This is a genomic window from Erythrobacter sp. MTPC3 (assembly GCF_042854385.1).
Lineage (GTDB): Bacteria > Pseudomonadota > Alphaproteobacteria > Sphingomonadales > Sphingomonadaceae > Erythrobacter.
The window spans coordinates 116,010-132,527 of record NZ_BTGP01000002.1 but is presented as its reverse complement, the minus strand read 5'-3'; the positions used below and the strand labels follow the sequence as shown (position 1 = coordinate 132,527).

The 16,518-nt window shown below is 56.8% G+C and carries 17 protein-coding genes; 10 read left to right on the top strand and 7 right to left on the bottom strand.

The features are described from left to right. Positions 1–174: 174 nt before the first annotated feature. From ACGHU1_RS03335 to ACGHU1_RS03320, 4 genes are all read right to left on the bottom strand, one after another. The gene (locus ACGHU1_RS03335) at positions 175–363 is read right to left on the bottom strand and encodes a hypothetical protein (protein ID WP_390583440.1); all 189 of its coding nucleotides are present in this window, start codon (positions 361–363) and stop codon (positions 175–177) included. A gap of 675 nt (positions 364–1,038) precedes the next feature. Beyond that, entirely contained in the window at positions 1,039–3,924 is a 2,886-nt protein-coding gene (locus tag ACGHU1_RS03330; RefSeq protein ID WP_390583438.1) for an Eco57I restriction-modification methylase domain-containing protein, read from the bottom strand. A gap of 81 nt (positions 3,925–4,005) precedes the next feature. After that, positions 4,006–4,347: a HigA family addiction module antitoxin gene (locus ACGHU1_RS03325; RefSeq protein ID WP_390583436.1), complete on the bottom strand. Its 342-nt coding sequence runs from the start codon at positions 4,345–4,347 to the stop codon at positions 4,006–4,008. 9 nt (positions 4,348–4,356) lie between these two features. Beyond that, entirely contained in the window at positions 4,357–4,647 is a 291-nt protein-coding gene (locus tag ACGHU1_RS03320; protein WP_390583434.1) for a type II toxin-antitoxin system RelE/ParE family toxin, read from the bottom strand. 179 nt (positions 4,648–4,826) lie between these two features. On the opposite strand from ACGHU1_RS03320, the gene ACGHU1_RS03315 reads away from it, so the two are divergent. After that, positions 4,827–5,048, top strand: coding sequence for a helix-turn-helix transcriptional regulator (locus ACGHU1_RS03315; RefSeq protein ID WP_390583432.1), 222 nt, complete (start codon positions 4,827–4,829; stop codon positions 5,046–5,048). Between the two features lie 29 nt (positions 5,049–5,077). Here the strand turns inward: ACGHU1_RS03315 and ACGHU1_RS03310 are convergent, their stop codons facing one another. After that, entirely contained in the window at positions 5,078–6,292 is a 1,215-nt protein-coding gene (locus ACGHU1_RS03310; protein WP_390583430.1) for a tyrosine-type recombinase/integrase, read from the bottom strand. A 594-nt stretch (positions 6,293–6,886) separates the two neighbouring features. Here ACGHU1_RS03310 and ACGHU1_RS03305 point away from each other — a divergent pair. From ACGHU1_RS03305 to ACGHU1_RS03285, 5 genes are all read left to right on the top strand, one after another. Next, complete coding sequence (locus tag ACGHU1_RS03305; protein ID WP_390583428.1) at positions 6,887–7,054, top strand: transposase; 168 nt, start codon at positions 6,887–6,889, stop codon at positions 7,052–7,054. A gap of 147 nt (positions 7,055–7,201) precedes the next feature. After that, complete coding sequence (locus tag ACGHU1_RS03300; protein ID WP_390583426.1) at positions 7,202–7,444, top strand: hypothetical protein; 243 nt, start codon at positions 7,202–7,204, stop codon at positions 7,442–7,444. A 491-nt stretch (positions 7,445–7,935) separates the two neighbouring features. After that, positions 7,936–8,427 (top strand): MarR family winged helix-turn-helix transcriptional regulator, encoded by a 492-nt coding sequence (locus tag ACGHU1_RS03295; protein WP_390583424.1) that lies wholly within the window; start codon positions 7,936–7,938, stop codon positions 8,425–8,427. 5 nt (positions 8,428–8,432) lie between these two features. Then, entirely contained in the window at positions 8,433–10,022 is a 1,590-nt protein-coding gene (locus ACGHU1_RS03290) for an ABC1 kinase family protein (protein WP_390583422.1), read from the top strand. A 68-nt stretch (positions 10,023–10,090) separates the two neighbouring features. Then, positions 10,091–10,861, top strand: coding sequence for an NUDIX hydrolase (locus tag ACGHU1_RS03285; RefSeq protein ID WP_390583420.1), 771 nt, complete (start codon positions 10,091–10,093; stop codon positions 10,859–10,861). Positions 10,862–10,999: 138 nt separating this feature from the next. On the opposite strand, the gene ACGHU1_RS03280 is transcribed toward ACGHU1_RS03285, so the two are convergent. Both ACGHU1_RS03280 and ACGHU1_RS03275 read right to left on the bottom strand, forming a co-directional pair. Then, complete coding sequence (locus tag ACGHU1_RS03280) at positions 11,000–11,326, bottom strand: 2Fe-2S iron-sulfur cluster-binding protein (RefSeq protein ID WP_341858753.1); 327 nt, start codon at positions 11,324–11,326, stop codon at positions 11,000–11,002. Between the two features lie 31 nt (positions 11,327–11,357). Then, positions 11,358–12,620 (bottom strand): cytochrome P450, encoded by a 1,263-nt coding sequence (locus ACGHU1_RS03275; RefSeq protein WP_390583417.1) that lies wholly within the window; start codon positions 12,618–12,620, stop codon positions 11,358–11,360. A 162-nt stretch (positions 12,621–12,782) separates the two neighbouring features. Between ACGHU1_RS03275 and ACGHU1_RS03270 the strand changes: the two genes are divergently transcribed. From ACGHU1_RS03270 to ACGHU1_RS03255, 4 genes are all read left to right on the top strand, one after another. Further along, a complete protein-coding gene (locus ACGHU1_RS03270; protein WP_390583415.1) occupies positions 12,783–13,565 on the top strand; it encodes a FadR/GntR family transcriptional regulator in 783 nt (260 codons plus the stop codon). Positions 13,566–13,620: 55 nt separating this feature from the next. Beyond that, complete coding sequence (locus tag ACGHU1_RS03265; protein ID WP_390583413.1) at positions 13,621–14,763, top strand: NAD(P)H-dependent flavin oxidoreductase; 1,143 nt, start codon at positions 13,621–13,623, stop codon at positions 14,761–14,763. An 88-nt stretch (positions 14,764–14,851) separates the two neighbouring features. Next, the gene (locus ACGHU1_RS03260; RefSeq protein ID WP_390583411.1) at positions 14,852–16,042 is read left to right on the top strand and encodes a transporter; all 1,191 of its coding nucleotides are present in this window, start codon (positions 14,852–14,854) and stop codon (positions 16,040–16,042) included. Between the two features lie 26 nt (positions 16,043–16,068). Further along, a complete protein-coding gene (locus ACGHU1_RS03255) occupies positions 16,069–16,515 on the top strand; it encodes a Zn-ribbon domain-containing OB-fold protein (RefSeq protein WP_390583409.1) in 447 nt (148 codons plus the stop codon). Positions 16,516–16,518 lie beyond the last annotated feature (3 nt).

Genomic DNA, 16,518 nt, shown 5'->3' with positions numbered 1-16,518 from the left:
ACTTCCGATGGATCAAGCGAGAACTGAAACGTCGAGCGTAACCTTACATTTGTAAACAGAGCGACCGCCGGCGGCTTACGTCAGGTCGTCATAGCGGCCATGCGCACGCCCGCAATCCACCCCAAACTCAGACATTGGCAGTCGCTTGGACGGCCCTCTGAAGTGGACTGACCGCTATCGCCCCCGCGCTTGGCGGTCTTCGCAAATCAGCACAAGTGCTCCGAAATCCTCACGCTCGCCAAGCCGGTCGGCAATGCCGCGCGGACATTCCAGCGGCAGACCATTTTCATGCGCCAAGGAACGCAAATAATTGTCCCGCGTCTCCGCCCCGCTGGCCCGATACAGCAACAGCAAATCGGTCATTTCCCAAATCCTTCGGCTGAAGGCCGCACTGCCTGCGGCATGCGGCTCTGCCTTCCGGCGAGGATGGGAGGGGGAGGGAAAACCCCAATCGATACCCTGGCGCGGGCCAGCGGGCAAAGCCCGCCACACGGGGTGTCTATTGGGGTTTGGGAACGAGAGGGCGAAGGCCCTTGGCGTTCCCCAATGAAAAAACTGCGCCGTCAGGCGCTGCCCGGGCCGCGTCAGAGGCTCACAGGAACGGCGCCCTCGCACGGCGCGACGCAGACGGGCGACGTGTCGGCAAGCCGAGCGCGCGGCAAGGCTGTTGCATCGCAGATGCAGCGCCGCTGACGCAAACGAGCGCGCGACCGGCGTTCGCCCGGCGAGAAGAGAAGCGAGAGCGCTTGCGGGTCGGCACAAAAACATCACGCCCGCAGGAGCGCAGAATGCGCGGGCCCGAGCGCGTCCTCCGCAAACTCCCGCTCAACTTCCAGATGCTCCAGATCGTTGCCCGGATAGGCCGGGACTACAGGCCCGGCCCGCGCAGCGGATAGAGCGGCTCGCACGCAGGGCAGCCCGCAAGCGCATTAGATTTTCTCACTAGATCAATTTCGCGGTCGAGTACCGTATTATCAGGGCTCTTGCCGAGCCCGACAACGCCATAGCGCCATATACCTCAACGTATAGCTGTTGGGTTCAACAATCAGTAGCGATGAGGGATTGGTCTCGATCCGAGAGTTCATAAGCAGCCGCCACGCACTCCCACAATTCACTCTTTAGGATTGTTTGTTTTAGGCGCAATCGACGGCGTTCGGACTCCAAATTCGCCGCATGTTCCTCATCATTTATATTCGTCAAATCTGTTACTAACCCGGCAATTTTCGCCGAGCTTGGGATCATTGGAAATTGCTCCAGCTGTTTCTTGGTGTACCACGGATGCAGCTTATCGTAGATCGCGTATTTTGTTCGCAAATACCATGCCCCCAATGGGCTTGTAAGTACGCCGAGCGCCGTCTTTAGAGCTTCCGTGCCGTCGCTTTTTGCAATTGCTATGTAAAGAGCTTGGTCGATCGCGGCGGGTTCTTCAATATACGCGCCCGACAGAATGGGACCGAGAGTTTTCCGGAAAACGGCCTTTGGCTTCAACATGAAATCCGGGTCGCGAGGTTCCGCTAACCAGTCGCCATAGGAAATGAATTGCCCTGAGTAACGATGTGTGAGCCAGAACACGTCCCTACCTCTGACCTCAGGAAGATAGGTCTTATTTATTCGCTTATCGGCGTGATACGATCTTTCTGCTTTGTCCCGCGTCGTCTGTGGCCCCTTACTGAATGCTGAGGAGCCATATCCGTCAGTACGGTATGCATGCAGGCCCCGGTTGAGACGCACTTGCGCTCCGAGATCGTCAAATGTGGCGTCAAGCCGCGATATAATTTGCTCTGCACGTTTGTCATAGCGCGGGTTAATGAGCCCCAAGCGATTGATGTCAGCGACATTCAACGTGCTTAGCTTCTCACATTCGCTAGGTGACGAGAATCTCACGATGTCGAGTGTCTTGGATGGCTTTGCATTGCGAGTGAAAAATATGGTGTTTTCAATGTTTGCGTCACGAAAAACTTTGTACTCAAATATGCTTAGGTTGGCGGTCGACCAATCGTTGAGCAAACTGTTTCGGACTCGCGAGAAATTGGCTGAATTTAGCCACGAATCTGGCACAATGTATGATAAGATCCCTTCTGGTTTCAGAAGCCGGGCACCCTTCTCGATGAAATAAACATAAAAGTCCGTCTGATATTCTGTGAGCGTGTATCTGTCTTGGTAATAGAGTGCCTGATCCTTCCCAGCCGAGAACAGATAGGGGGGGTTTCCGATGACACAATCGAACCCCTTGGTCTGCCTGAGGAAGGGAAACTCCGTTTCCCAGTCGAACACATTCATCGCGATGTGGTCGTCGTCGGAAAAGAGAGAATATGAGTAGGTTTTATAGAAGTCACTTTCTATGAGCGAATTGCCGCATCTGATATTTTGACCCAAATCAGGCAGCGCCCGGATTCGGAAAAAATCCATCTGCCTTGCCATCGCATCGGCTGTTTCTCCTTCAAGCACTTTGAGTAGAAGTGACAGCTTTGTCACCTCGACGGCCTGCGTATCGATATCCACCCCGTAAATATGAGTCAGTAGTATCCGACGACGTTCTGCAATCGTAAGCCGCCAATCGTCCTTCCCAGCCTCAAGCAGCCTCGGCTCTTTCCCACCCGTATATTTTGCGGGATCATCGGACACGTATGCATCGCGGTACCAATCCAACAGGTACTGATAGGCACCAATCAGGAATGATCCAGAACCGCATGCGGGATCGACTACGCGCAGAGGAGCTGGGTCTTTTGTCCGCCTATCCTCCCCCGAAGCTTGCGATGGCGTTTTCCCTTCCAGCAATTTGCCCAAGGTGTTCTGCACGATGTAGTCGACGATATAAGCTGGCGTGTAGTAAACGCCTCCAGCCTTCTTAACCTCAGGTTTTTCCTCGATGACCGCCCGAGTACCGGCGAGCCTTATGACTTTACCTAAGAAACGCTCATAGACCTGCCCAAGAATATCAGCAGGCAAGACCGAAAACTCGTATGGGCTCTCTGGGTAATATAGGCTATTGAGGATTGGGTTTAGGACCTTATCGTCGATCGTTAGGTCGAGAGTAAACGTATCTAAGGTCTCGTTTGAACCGTCGCCTTTCTTGAAATGAAATAGGCCCGAATTATAACGATCGTCAGCCTTACGGAAAAGCGAGGTCAGACCGTCATAGACATCTTTTGATGCAGCCAGCGCCTGAAGCTGACCGTATTTTTCAATACCTCTGTCTTCTGCAATACGCAGAAAAACAATTCGATCGATTATTCTCTGAACGGCAGCATTTAACTCCCGCACATCTAGTTGCCGATTTCGTAGCGCTATGTTCCGGGCGAGCGCAGCCCTCCACCCTTCGATTTCTTCGAGAAATGCATCATCGACTTCCGCTGTTCCCCGCTTGCGGCGGTTGTCGCTCGCATACTTATCGAACGACCCCTTCAATACTGCTTCTCGGGAGAAGATGTCCGCGATTTCGTCCCACTTATCGAGATACTCGTCGAAAGTGTAATAGGCGGTGCGCGCTACGCTGGCCTTGTCAGTTTTTTCTGGTTTGATCCGGCAATCGTAGACTGCGAGCTCTTCAAAATCAGTGAGGATAGAAAGAGGCAGTTTTGCGCTCCAAGCATATCGTCTCAGTTGGAATGCGGGCCCGACGTCCAGCTTGATATTCACCGCAGGCTTCTTTGCCTCGAGGAAGAATTTTCGAGTTCCGCCTACACGAAAAGCATAGTCCGGAGCTTTGGTATTTCCGCCAATCTTGACCGCGTCCTCGTGGACTACATCCTTGTAGGCCTCGGCATAGCCTTGCTCATTGTCTACGTCCCAGCCAAGCGCTTTAAAGAAAGGGTCGATGAACTCTCGGCGCACTTGCGTTTCGTTGTAGGAGTTCGCCTGATACGCTTCTTTGTGCAGCAGGAAGCGTTCTACAAGTTCGACAATGATTTTCGGTGCTGACATCACAGAGCTATCGCATGGTCGGTTGATCGGGAAAAGCGCCTTCTCATGGCAAGCATGCCGACAATCCCGTCAGTGGGAGCTCTAAGGCAAGCGGGAATATCTCCGTTCTAAGCCCCCATGTAACCCCTTATATGGCGCTACCGAGATCTCCCCTTCGCGCTTCCGGGCTTGAGCAATATCGTAGCTGTTCTGCATCCGCATGAGTGTGTCCATCGGGACGCCGAACGCCTTTTCGATCCGCAGGGCCATTTCGGAAGAAAGCTGCGAATGCTCATTGAGCAAGGTCGACAGCGTCGCGCGGGTGACTCCCAGAGCCTGCGCCGCCGCAGTCACGGAGAGGCCGAGCGGCTCGATGATCTCCGACTTCACGAATCCGCCCGGATGCGCGGGGTTCTTCATGCGAATGCCTGCAATTGCGCTCATGGCCACCTCCTAGTGGTAGTCTTCATAATCGAGGTCGATGATCTCGATCTCTTTCCGGTCGATGCGAAATGTCATCCGCCAGTTCTTCGTAACGAACAAACTCCAAGTCCCCTTGCGGTCGCCGGTCAGCATGTGCGCTTTCCAGCTCGGCACGGTACGCAGCTCGTCCTCACGCTCCATGTCCTGAAGGAACGACACGATGCGCCGTACCTTGGTGACAACGGCGGCCTGCAACCCGCTCGCGTCGTCATTCTCGATGAAACGCCGCAACCCTTTGTGGATCACGTTCTTGATTCGCATGACGGTTTCTATCCTTTCGCCTGTATAGCGTCAAGTGACGCCGTACAGATGCAGCTCGCCGGGAGCCGCCTTTCGTGCGCCCGTCTTCGATCGACGCAAGTAGCTCTTTCCTCATCGCATAAGACCACCAACTTCATTGCAGGGGGTGTCAGTGACCACCAAGCAATGGAATGCCGAACATGCCGGAACCAGACCGTATCATCCGTCTCAAAACCGTTCTTCACCGCACAGGGCTGTCGCGGTCGACCGTCTACCGCAAGATCGCCGAAGGGACTTTCCCGCCGCAGATACCGATCAGTGTCCATGGGGCGGGCTGGAGCGAAGCCGAGATAAACCGTTGGGTGGCGAACCCGCCGGGTTATCGCGCACCTGAAGCTCGAAAAGATCTTGGTTCTGACTAGTCCGGAACATTCATGCTGTGCAGCTACAATCATGCCGATTTGCTGATCGGCATGATTTCCGCGCCATCGCGCAGCATGTCGAGATGATCGCTCCACCATTGATGCATGGCCACGCGCTCCTCCCAGTAGCGTCCCCGATTGTAGACTGCCCGAACGCCGTTAGCGTCGGCGTGAGCAAGCGAGCGTTCGATGGCGTCCGGCGACCATTTCCCGCTTTCATTGAGGAAAGTCGAAGCGGTGGTTCGCAACCCGTGCGCCGTCACTTCGCCAGTCGCGTAGCCCATCCGGCGGAACGCCTGATTGACGGTGTTTTCGCTCATTGGACGCCGCCACGTATGGAAGGCCGGAAAGACAAACCCGTCGGGGCCCGTGAGCGCGAAGAGCTCTTCGAGATAGGCTAGCACCTGACGCGACAGCGGAACTTCATGCGGACGGCGCATTTTCATGCGTTCTGCAGGGATCTTCCAGACCGCATTGTCGAGATCGAATTCCGACCATTCCGCCATCCGCAGTTCGCCGGGCCTCGCCATGACGTGCGGTGACACCTGCATGGCAAGGCGCGTGATAGCGTGGCCGGTGTAAGCGTCCATTGCGCGCAGAAGCTCACCCATTTCTTTAGGATCGAGAATTGCCGCGTGATGTTTGACCTTGGGCACGACCAGCGCGCCGCGCAGGATTGAACTGGGATCGGTCTCGCCGCGTCCGGTAGCGACGGCATAGCGGAAGACACGGCCCGCGAAAGATCGGCAACGCCGCGCGGTCTCGAATTTTCCTTGTGCCTCGATGCGTTTGAGCGCAGCCAAGAGATCGACAGGCTTGATGTCGACGACCGGAAATGTCCAGATCGGCTTGAGCTGCTCAAGGAGCCAATGGGCCTTCTGGGTTGTCGCCTCCGATTGCCCTTCGGCGACGCGTTTGTCGATGTACTCTCTGGCGATCTCGGCGAATGTGTTCCCCGCACTGAATGCGGCGACAAGCTTTTCGCGCTTGCGCTCAGCGAGTGGGTCCTTGCCCGCATCCAGCTTGCTCCGCGCATCATCCCGCCTCTTGCGAGCTTCGGCCAGACCGACATCCGGATAGCGACCAAGCGCCAGCCGCTTCTGCTTGCCCATGTAACGATATTTGTAGCGCCAGAGTTTCGATCCGTTCGGATGCACCTCCACATAGAGGCCGCGATCATCCGTGTATTGCGTCACCTTCTCGGAAGGACGGATGTTCCTGATTTTCATGTCTGTCAGCGCCATGATCGATTCTCCTCAGCAATTCCTGGAGAGGATCTGACGGGGCACTGCGGGGTCATGGGGCCACCAGATTTTTAACGGGGCCATATCGCCCTATCTGTGGCACCTTATGGCCCCGGATTGCCTGAAATCGCCTGATACATTCCGGGATAGGTGAGGCTCGAAAATGGCAGAATTCTGCCGTTTTGTCGACCTTTTTGGGATGCTTTGAAATGAGTTGATGGTGCCCAGAAGAGGCATCATACTGACTGCATAAAGTGTTGTGTCAATTAAGGTAATTTCTAAGGTCTCATCGAAAAGCCCGCAAATGGGCCCACTCACTCCGGCTTAGGCGCGACAAATAACTAATATTGCTAAATATTTTGGGCAAAACTCTGCATGAAAAATTGAGGTTTGGATTTCTGCTTCGCACCGTAAATCGGGTCAGAGGGATTGCAAAGGCAGTTCCAAAGCACGGCATTCGGTTCGCTTCAACCGAAGGTCGTAGCGGCCAAACGATCGGCAGGCGCGAAGTGCCACGACTAGCTAGGCGGTGTTGACAAACGGGATTCCAACGCTCTCGACTTCTGATTCAAGTCTACATTTTAAAGAGCAGTCATGGATCGCGGGGACTTGTCGGATTCGGGATGGGGACTGATCGGGCTGCTCCTGCCACCTGAGCGGGGGCGCTGGGCGCGGCCAGCGGGAGATAATCGGCGCTTCCTCAATGGCATGCTCCAAGTGCTGCGGGTCGGCTGCCCCTGGCGCGATATGCTCGAGCGATAAGGCAAGTGGAACTCGGTCTATGTCCGGTTCCGGCGCCGGGCCGAACTGGGCGTTGACAACGGGTTATCCGGGGGATCACCCTCAAGGAAATGGGGCTTTACGAGTAAAATCCACGCCCGATGTGACCATTGAGGATTGGCTAAGGGTTTGATCCCAACCGATGCCGAGGCTTCCGATCACACCGCAAGCCAACCGCTGATGGAGATCCCTGTCACCGCGCCCAAGGCGCTGTTGGCGGACAAGGGGTATTACGGTGATCGCTTCCGTGAAAGCCTGCTGATCCGGAGTATCCTGCCAATCATCTCGCCTCGTTCGAACCACAAGGTGCCAGAACATCCCGGCTATCGCCGTTACCGCGACCGCAATCACGTCGAGCGGGGTGTTCGGTAAACTCAAGCAGCCGCGCCGTATCGCCACCCTAAACGATAAGGCCATCCTTTCCTTCGAAGGCTTTCTCAACCTCGCAGCCGCCCGCTTATGGCTGAAGTCTTTTGTCAACACGGCCTAGCGTCACGAGCCTCTGGCCGGGCTGGACGAATTGTCAGACCCGTACCGACAGGTAACCCATGCGCCCTGCTCAGCTTGCCTTCAACTCGGTCGAAGAAACGTTAAGGTCCGCCAAATCGAGCTGCGCGCGGGCTTCCGGTTTTCCGAAACCAGCACCGCATCGACCTATACTGCGACCTTTGAAGAAACGACCACACTGTCCGCTGCGACCGGCGTCTTATCATCATCAACGGTTTCGGTAATATCCGTCATTCGCGCGCTCATTCAACGTCGCTCAATTCATCGGTTGGGCGAGCTAGTGAACGTCTGGCAGATGATAAATGACTTTATGAATTTTAATTGGCGTTTCGCTCTGGTTCGGCTTACGAAATCCCATGGTTAGTTCTAAACTTTTAGCAAGCAAAGCAGAAGACCGTCGGTCGCCCATCAATGACGATGACCGGCTATTGTATCTAATGGACGAGATCAGTCGGAGCGCTAGACGGTCCTACGACCTTTCTGTAGCCGGCCTTGGCCTGAATCGGACACAGTGGAGGATCATCGGCTTGCTGTTGCAAGAACCCGAGCTGACCCAGGCAGCCATAGGTAAACGTCTGGACCTTGAATCGGCTACGATCGGCCAAGCCGTGATGGCTCTCTGCCAACGCGGGTTGGCCGAGAAAGAGAGAGCGCCGTCGGATAGACGGGCATGGAGGATCAGTTTAACTTCCGAGATTGATACGATTCTGCCTCAGCTCAGACAGTCTGCCGACCGGCTTCATAGCATTTTGTGGGCAGGTTTTACATCCGAAGAGAAGTCTGAAATGAAAACTCAACTCGGTCGGATATCGAATAACCTGGCGCAACTCCCCGTCGCAGCGGACTGAGACAGATGTCGGGAGGTTCGGAAAAACCTATCGGGGACATTTCTCGCCTCGCGGAACTGAGTGGCATTTTCGCTCGTCACGGCGCGAAAAGTCTGGGTAATATCCTTGGAATAACGCCTTACCCTGACGCCAACATTACCCCCGAACAATTGCGGCCGAAATCGACGGTGGCCCTGCTTCGCGATTTAGGCCCTGTCGGAGTAAAACTCGGTCAACTTCTAGCGACCCGCGGTGATTTGTTCTCCGACGAATGGATTGACGCTCTGGCCAGTCTTCAGGACCGGGTCGAACCGCTGCCTTTCACCTCAATCGAGCCGGTGCTCGTCGCCAGTTGGGGAGAGAATTGGGAAGAAGAGTTCACGGCCTTTGAGCGCGAACCGATGGCCTCTGCTTCCATTGCCCAGACCTATGCGGCGACCTTGCCCGACGGCAGCGACGTGATCGTGAAGGTTCGTCGGCCTGGCACGGCGGCCCGGCTGGAAGCCGACATGCGTCTGCTGGTGCGGCTGGCAGGGGCAGCTGAGCGCCGGTCCAGCGACATTGCCCGCTATCGTCCGGTGGAGTTCCTCCAAACCTTCGGCAAGAACCTTACCCGCGAGATGGATCTTGCAGCAGAAGCGCGCGCTTGCGAACGGATTGGCGGCTATCTGGAAACCTTGGGAGCGAAAACCCCGACAATTCACTGGCACCTTACTGGGCTGCGGGTGAATGTGCAGGAACGCTTGCCCGGCATGCCCGCCTCGCAGATCGACCGGTCAACGGACACGGAGCATAATGCCGTATTCGCCAGACGTTATGCCGATGCCGTGCTGCGGATGATGATCCTCAACGGCGAATTTCATGGCGATCCCCATCCCGGCAATGTGTTTCGGATCGCCGCAGACAAGGTTGGCTTCATCGATTTCGGCGCAATCGGTTTTCTTAGTGGTGCGCGGCGTCAGGAAATCATTCGGCTGATCTTCGGGATCGCCGATGAGCAAACAGAGGATGTCGCCGATCTGCTGCTCGATTGGGCAGGCAATCCGGCGGTGGATCGCGGACAGTTCGCTATCGACCTAAGCCAGCTCATCGAAGAATTCCGCGGGACAGTGCTGTCCGGTATTGAGTTCTCGGTGATTTTCGACCGGGTCTTCGGCCTTTTGCGCGAATACCGCCTCGTACTGCCACCCGATCTTGCCATCCTGCTGCGCACATTGTTAACCGCCGAGGGCTTTGTCCGTCCGTTCGCGCCGGACTATAACATCGCTGAAGAGACGAAACCCATAGTTATCCAACTGCTGTCGGAACGGTTCTCATTGGGAGCCACCCGCGACCAGCTGACCAAGCTGCGTCAGCGACTGTTCGGCCTGTCGGCGTCCCTGCCTGACCTGATCGACACTGTGACCGCAATTGCCCGGACCGGCGCGATCCCGGTGAAGGTGGATCCCTCCAGCTTCGAGCAGTTGGACCGTCCACAACAGCAAAACCAGTCGGTCAAAGGGCCGGTGGTTGCCGCGCTCATCGTTTCCGCCGCGCTTCTGGCAGACCAGTCAATTGTGCTGGCCGCAATTACGCTGTCGCTCGCACTGGTCGCGCTGGTTCGCAAATGGAACTGAACCTATTGCCTACGCGCGCCTCAGGATGCCGACGCATGTAGATTGATGAACCAATCGGAGAAAGAAGTGTGACCAGTCAAAAACCCGTCGATCCCGTTCCCGCGGCCACCATGTTGCTGCTGCGCGATAAACCAGAATTCCAGGTCCTGATGGTAAAACGCCACCATCAGATCGATTTCGCTTCCGGCGCATTGGTCTTTCCAGGCGGCAAGCCCGCCGCAGGCGATGATGCGGAGCATTGGGCGGACCACTGCACTGGCTGGGATGTGCTCGACCCGACGCAGCGGGCCCTTCGGATTGCAGCAATCCGGGAAGCTTATGAAGAAGCGGGCATTCTGCTTGCCGATACCAAATATGGCACCGCTTTCGAAGGGTCTTGTGATCTGGCGAGCCGCAAGGCGGTCGAGCAAGGAGAACGGTCATTCCTGGACGTGGTTCGTGAGGCAGATGTGCGGCTGAGGCTGCATGGGCTCAGCGATTTCGCCCGCTGGATTACCCCAACTTTCATGAACAAGCGCTTCGATACCTGGTTCTACGTTGCGCGCGCGCCAGAGCGGCAGATTGCGGCCTGTGATGGCTACGAAACCGTGGATGCTGAATGGCTATCTCCTGCTGGCGCCCTAGCGTTGGGCGAGGCCGGGGAAAGGACGATCATTTTCCCCACCAGGCTGAACCTGGAACTGCTGGCGCAGGCAAACAGCGCACAGGACTGCATCACCCGCGCCGAGGCGCGTACGATAGACCCAGTCCTGCCGCAGATCGTTCAGCGAGACGGGAAGAATTTCCTGACCATTCCGGAAAATGCCGGTTACGGTGCAGCCAGCGAGGTGGTTGGCTGACGCGGTTACATTACACATAGGAAAGGAATGTTTTTCTTGTCGGAATAGCTAACGGTTCCATGTTGACCAGCCTGCTAGGCATCGTCTGTTCTTGGTCCGCATCGTTTCTGGCTGAGGCGAGCTCTCTTTCGCGGGTTTCTAATATTGTTCTTCAGGTACGTGGAGGACGAGCCCGTCCAGCATGGGTTTCATCGGGATCTGGCACGCAAGACGGCTATATTCGGTGGTTCCTTCGGCGAATTGCAGCAAATCAGCTTCCATACCGTCGTCCATTATTCGGCCTACCTTGTCGATCCATTCAGGATCGACAAAGACGTGACATGTCGCGCATGCGCACACCCCGCCGCAATCGCCGTCGATACCGGGCACATCGTTGAACAGGGCCGCCTCGCGCGCGGTTTCGCCTTCCTCAATCTCGACTTCGCGTCGTTCACCATCGCTCGCGACGAACGTTACCTTTATCATTTCCAGCTCCGTAAAATTTCGATTTCTACAATCAACGGGCGTGCAAACGCACCGGAAGTTTGGTGATACCCCGTACCAGATTGGAAAACAGGCGCTCGGGCTCTCCGGTCACTTCGACTTTTGAAAAACGCTTGTGAATTTCTTCCCAGATGATGCGCAGCTGCAGCTCTGCCAGCCGGTTGCCCATGCAGCGATGGATGCCATAGCCGAAAGAGAGGTGATGGCGCGGATTTTTCCGGTCGATGATGAACTCGTCCGCCCGGTCGATGACGCTGCCATCGCGATTGCCCGAGAGATACCACATCACGACCTTGTCGCCTTTCTTGATCTGTTTGCCGCCAATTTCGTAATCTTCGAGCGCGGTGCGGCGCATATGGGTCAGCGGGGTCTGCCACCGGATAATTTCGGGGACCATGCTGGCGATCAACGAAGGATCGTCGTTCAATTTGCGGTATTCATCAGGGTTCTGATTAAGCGCCAGAACACCGCCGCTGATCGAATTGCGGGTTGTGTCGTTGCCGCCCACGATGAGCAGTAGAAGATTACCCAGGAATTCCAGAAAGGGCATATCTTTTGTAGCTGGCGAATGTGCCATCATGGAAATCAGGTCGTTCCTCGGCTCCTCGTTGACGCGCTGCTCCCACAGCCCTTTGAAATACATAGCGCATTCAATCAGCTCTTCGCGCCGCGCCTCGTATGATTCCACGATGCCCGTCTCTGGCGCCGCTGTCGTGATGTCGGACCAGCGGGTGAGCTTGCGCCGTTCTTCCCAAGGGAAATCGAACAAGGTTGCCAGGGTCATGGTGGTCAATTCGACGGAAACCTTATCGACCCAGTCGAATTCCTCACCGACCGGCAGCTGGTCGAGTATCTCGCTTGCCCGCTCGCGGATAATCGGCTCCAGCAATTGAAGGTTTGAAGGGGCAACCGAAGGCGTGACAGCCTTGCGTTGTTGATCATGCTTGGGCGGGTCCATCGCAATGAACATTTCCAGTTCGAGCCCGCCTTCAACCGAATGCATATCCTGAATTGCGATACCCCCAAGCTTCGCTTCGGATGAGAAGACCTTGTGGTTGGTATCGACCGCCATGATGTCGTCGAACTTGGTGATCGACCAATAAGGGCCGACATAGCTTTCACGGCAATAATGCACCGGGTCTTCCTTGCGGAGTCGATCGAAGAACAGTCCTATGGTGTCGTTCTGGAACAAGCTGGGCCGGGCGACGTCGATTTCATCGATAGGAATTGCAGCGACCTTCTCCGCCGTATCCATGTCCAAAATCTGAGTATCCATTTCGCGTATTCCTCTCCCGGCAGAAATATGGCTGCCATTATGCAGAGTAAGGATATCGCTGGCTCACGTCAATAAACCTTATAAGCTTAAATTGTCGCGTCCTTCATTTCCCCAGCAAGGGCATTGACCTATCCCAGCCAGGCGACTTATGTATTATAAGATTTGACCGGACAGACGGTTCGTTGGGCGGGCAGAATGATAGTGATGCAACCTCAAATGGCTACAGCCAAAAAGGCCAAACGCGCATTGTCGCTCGCCCAAAATATCGTGCGCGATATCGAGGCTGGGGCCCATTCTGCAGGAGATCGCCTACCGCGCGAAGACGAGATGCTCGCTCGCTACGAGGTCGCCCGGGCGACCTTGCGCGAAGCCTTGCGCTTTCTGGAGCTTCAGGGAGTAATTCATCTGCAGTTGGGCCGGGGCGGCGGGCCTGTCGTTGCCCGGCCGCAGACCGGTGATTTCGTCAATAGCCTGTCGCTCATCCTGCATTTCATGGAAGCGGATCTGCGCGGGCTTCTGGAACTGCGCGAGGCGATTGCGCCCGATGTCGCAGCCTATGCCGCCCAGCGTGCGAGTACGGGCGATCTGAGTGCTCTTGCCGATTGCTTCAAGGAGCTGGAGCGGCATGAACAGGATGACACTTTTGAAGAACTGAACCGCCGCTTCCATGACCTGCTTGGTTGGGCCAGCGGCAATCCGCTGTTCGGCTTGCTGACATCGGCGATGCACCTGCTGACCCGCGAGTTCTCCAACGCGCTGGGATATTCTGCGCAGGAGCGGGCGGTTCAACTGAAGTTTTTGCGCCGCGTCCTTGAATCGGTGCGCACAGGGGATTCCGATGCTGCTCGCCAAGCAATGAGTCGTCTCGTGTCCGGCTCTGCTTCCTACCTTGCGGAACGCAGCCCGGAACTGGTGTCTCAACGGGTAAAATGGGGGCAGATTTAGCACTTTTTACTAATTGAAGCGCGCCCCCGGGCCGCGATTTGGAGAGGAAGACAAAATGGCACTGAAGAGCCGAATTTGCGAAATGCTGGGTATCGAATACCCGATCCTTCTGGCCGGTATGGGCGGTGCAAGCGTTCCGGCGCTGGCTGCAGCGGTTTCGAATGCTGGGGGGCTCGGTGTGTTGGGCGCAGCAGCATGTTCGCCCGAACAGCTACGCGAATGGATTCGCCAGACGCGCGAGCTTACCGACAAGCCCTTCGGTGTCGATACGCTACTGCCCGCTTCGGTCAGGCGCGGTTCCGCCCCGCAAAGCGGCGGCGCGCCGGAAGATCCGATGGGCCTGCTGGGCGAATACCAACAATTCACCCGTGATTTCATGGATCGCGAAGGCCTTCCCCAAGTCGATGCTGCGGCGGCCATGCGCGCCGCGGGCGCCCCGGAAATGGGTAAAGGCGCACCGCAACTGTTCTCGAAGGAGTTTTTCGAAGCGCAGATGGAAGTGGTGATCGAGGAGAAGGTGCCGGTCTATGCCGCTGGTCTGGGCAATCCGAAGCCGTGGATGGACCGCCTCCATTCCAACGGCACGAAGGTCATGGCGGTTATCGGCAAGGTCAAACATGCCCAGCAGGTCGTCGATTCGGGGATCGACATGATCGTCGCGCAGGGTCACGATGGCGGCGGGCACAATTCCCCGATCGGCACCATCTCCCTCATTCCTCAGGTCGTCGATGCCGTAGGCGACCGTGTGCCTGTGATCGGGGCTGGCGGTATTTCGGACGGCCGCGGCGTTGCCGCCGCAATGATGCTGGGCGCAGAGGGAGCGTGGATCGGCACGGCGTTTCTCGCAACCGATGAAGCAGGTATCGAGCATTTTCAAAAAGAAGCGATCACCGAAAGCGGCGATGCCGATACGGTGGTCAGCCGATCGCTTACCGGCAAACCAGCGCGCATGATCCGCAACCGGTGGGCCGATGCGTGGGTGGAAGCGGGCAAAGAGCCCCTCCCAATGCCATATCAGTCGATGATTTCCGGGCCGGTAATGGCTTCGGGCATCCAAGCCGAGCGCAAGGACGTTATACCTGGCTTTGCAGGTCAGGGTATCGGGCTGATCGACACAATCCGACCAGCAGCCGAAGTCATGCAGGACCTTGTCAAAGGTGCTGAGGAAGCGCTTTCTTCGGCGAGAACATATTCGTGAATTGGAGCGGAGGTTTAATCGTGAACCAAGTGCGACCTTTTCCCCATGAACGCGGACAGATCGGCGAGCTGAAGGAAAGGCAAAGGACATGAGCAATAGCTTTGCCTCCGGTTTCAGCGACAAGTCGGCCATCACGGGCATCGGTGAGACCGCCTTCGTCAAAGGTGCCGAGAATACTGCGGTCGATATGATGCTGGAGGCTTCGCGCCGGGCCATCGCGGATGCGGGCCTGAAGCCGTCCGACATCGATGGCATGGTCCCGCCTCCGATCTATACGACATCGGAGGAGATGGCCGCCAATCTGGGCATCGATGTGCTGCGCTATGCTTCCACGGTGCATATGGGCGGCGCCAGCCCGACCACGGCGTTGCAGAATGCTGCCATGGCGATTGCGAGCGGTCTGTGCGACCATGTGCTCGTGACGCTGGGCTGGAATGGCTATTCGGCCCTGCGGCCAAAGCCCGGTGCCCCGCCTACCCGGCCGATGAACATGAACACGCTGACCAACACGATCCAGGGCTATTATATTCCCTATGGCGTATTCCTGCCGGTCCAGATGTATGCTTGGCTCGCAACCCGCCATTCGCAGCTTTACGGAGTTGGCGAGGAAGCGATGGAAGCCGTCGCGCTGGCCTGCCGCCGTCATGCGCAGTTGAACCCGAAAGCGTTCACCTATGGCCGCGAGCTGGACAGTGAAACCTATCGTTCGGCCCGGTGGATCTCCGAACCCTTCCGGCTCTACGATTGCTGTCTAGAAACAGACGGTGCCTGCGCGGTCGTGGTTTCGCGCATGGACCGGGCGAAAGACATGCCTCATGTTCCTGTCAGCATCGCCGGCGCAGCAGAGGGGCATCCCTATCCCGCAGACGACATCCCTTCGCGCCCCGATCCATTCAAGATCGGCCTGAGCTATGCCGCCCCTCGCGCTTTCGACATGGCGGGCGTCAAGCGCGAGGATATGGACTTCCTCCAGATCTACGACTGCTTCACCTACGTCGTCCTTCTGCAACTGGAGGCGCTGGGATATTGCGAGCCGGGCGGTCAAACGGAATTTGTTGCAAATGGACAGATCGAACTGGGTGGGCGTTACCCGCTCAACACCCATGGCGGGCTGCTGAGCGAGGCGCATGTCTGGGGATTGAACCACATCGTCGAGGCCGTGCGCCAGCTGCGCCATGATTGCGGCGAGCGGCAGGTCAAAAACGCACAGACCGGCCTTGTCACCGGATGGGGCGATCTGGGTGATGGCAGCATCGCCATCCTGAGGAGGTTCGCATGAACGACGAAAACGATCTTCCGCCCAAAATGCGGGCCTCGGCGCAGCAAGTGCCGCCCAAACCGAAGCCGCGCCCGCAGGATCCGGTGGAGCAGGAGTTCTGGAACCGTTGCCAGGACGGCAATCTGTATTTTCAGCGCTGCAGCGAGTGCGGCACTTTTCGCCATTTGCCGCGCTATATGTGCGCACATTGCGGCTCGCCCGATTTTTCGTGGGAGCAAAGCAGCGGCAAAGGCACACTGTTTTCGTGGACGGTCACGCATCAGGCCCTGCACCCCGCCTTCGCCGCCGACATTCCGTTCATAGCAGCGGTAATCGAATTGGAGGAAGGCGTGCGCATGGCGACCCGGCTTATTAATTGCGACCATGACAAGCTGGCATTGAACCTTCCGGTGACATTGGATTTCGAACTGATAGATGCGGATTTCCGCTTGCCGGTTTTCCGCCCTGACACGAATCTGCCCGAGAAAGGATAGGCA

Bases quoted from the DNA above. Each gene is read 5' to 3' on its own strand.
- ACGHU1_RS03325 (WP_390583436.1), bottom strand. From the start codon at position 4,347: ATGAGCGCAATTGCAGGCATTCGCATGAAGAACCCCGCGCATCCGGGC.
- ACGHU1_RS03260 (WP_390583411.1), top strand. From the start codon at position 14,852: ATGAGCAATAGCTTTGCCTCCGGTTTCAGCGACAAGTCGGCCATCACG.
- ACGHU1_RS03275 (WP_390583417.1), bottom strand. From the start codon at position 12,620: ATGGATACTCAGATTTTGGACATGGATACGGCGGAGAAGGTCGCTGCA.
- ACGHU1_RS03305 (WP_390583428.1), top strand. From the start codon at position 6,887: ATGGATCGCGGGGACTTGTCGGATTCGGGATGGGGACTGATCGGGCTG.
- ACGHU1_RS03315 (WP_390583432.1), top strand. From the start codon at position 4,827: ATGCCGGAACCAGACCGTATCATCCGTCTCAAAACCGTTCTTCACCGC.
- ACGHU1_RS03335 (WP_390583440.1), bottom strand. From the start codon at position 363: ATGACCGATTTGCTGTTGCTGTATCGGGCCAGCGGGGCGGAGACGCGG.
- ACGHU1_RS03295 (WP_390583424.1), top strand. From the start codon at position 7,936: ATGGTTAGTTCTAAACTTTTAGCAAGCAAAGCAGAAGACCGTCGGTCG.
- ACGHU1_RS03280 (WP_341858753.1), bottom strand. From the start codon at position 11,326: ATGATAAAGGTAACGTTCGTCGCGAGCGATGGTGAACGACGCGAAGTC.
- ACGHU1_RS03330 (WP_390583438.1), bottom strand. From the start codon at position 3,924: ATGTCAGCACCGAAAATCATTGTCGAACTTGTAGAACGCTTCCTGCTG.
- ACGHU1_RS03320 (WP_390583434.1), bottom strand. From the start codon at position 4,647: ATGCGAATCAAGAACGTGATCCACAAAGGGTTGCGGCGTTTCATCGAG.
- ACGHU1_RS03310 (WP_390583430.1), bottom strand. From the start codon at position 6,292: ATGGCGCTGACAGACATGAAAATCAGGAACATCCGTCCTTCCGAGAAG.
- ACGHU1_RS03255 (WP_390583409.1), top strand. From the start codon at position 16,069: ATGCGGGCCTCGGCGCAGCAAGTGCCGCCCAAACCGAAGCCGCGCCCG.
- ACGHU1_RS03265 (WP_390583413.1), top strand. From the start codon at position 13,621: ATGGCACTGAAGAGCCGAATTTGCGAAATGCTGGGTATCGAATACCCG.
- ACGHU1_RS03290 (WP_390583422.1), top strand. From the start codon at position 8,433: ATGTCGGGAGGTTCGGAAAAACCTATCGGGGACATTTCTCGCCTCGCG.